This is a genomic window from Vibrio sp. 1562 (genome assembly GCF_033340155.1).
GTDB classification, from domain to species: Bacteria; Pseudomonadota; Gammaproteobacteria; order Enterobacterales; family Vibrionaceae; genus Vibrio; species Vibrio alginolyticus.
Genome location: NZ_JAWOVY010000413.1, coordinates 1 through 660 on the forward strand (window position 1 = coordinate 1; position 660 = coordinate 660).

Annotated in this window: 1 protein-coding gene; it reads left to right on the top strand. The window is 47.9% G+C overall.

Features of this window, described 5'->3' with window-relative positions; all coding sequences use genetic code 11:
• The first annotated feature begins 94 nt into the window (after positions 1 to 94).
• A complete protein-coding gene (locus tag R7Z49_RS25510; RefSeq protein WP_318112456.1) occupies positions 95 to 526 on the top strand; it encodes a hemerythrin domain-containing protein in 432 nt (143 codons plus the stop codon).
• The last annotated feature ends 134 nt before the right edge of the window (positions 527 to 660 follow it).

Consider the following 660-nt stretch of genomic DNA (forward strand, 5'->3'; position numbering starts at 1 on the left):
TAAGCGTTCACCTCATCCATCAACAGCAAAAAAGGGCGGCGTGATAACCGCCCTTTGTTTTACCAACTATTCTTAATCCGATAAGGAGTCAGAGATGAAGAACATATTCGATGTGCTAACAGAAAGTCATGAAAAACAGCGCCTTTTGCTGGATGCACTGATGGAAACATCCGGAGATTCCCCAACTCGTCGAGAGTTTTATCGCGACCTAAAGCACGAGCTTGAGCAACATGCCGCCGCTGAAGAGCGTTACTTTTACGCACCGCTGATTGAGAGCGATAAGACGATCGATATGACACGTCACGGTATTGCTGAGCACCACGCCATCGACAAAGTGATCGCTCAGTTGGATGATACCGCGTGGAGCTCGCCCGCTTGGCTTACGCACATGAAAACACTGCGCCACAATGTACTGCACCATCTGGAAGAGGAAGAGCAACGCTTTTTCCAAATGGCAGGCAAGGTGATGTCCGATAAACAAAAACAGCAGTTGGCCAATGACTATATCGAAGAGATGGCCGGCTAAGCGTTATCCCATCGCTAAGGATTAAGGAGGTCGAATGTTCATCGTCAAATATTATCTACTTGGCGCGCTGGTTGCGTTGCTCGCTGCTATCTACATACCTCAAATCGTAGTGAGTTTACTGCTGCTTTGGGTTT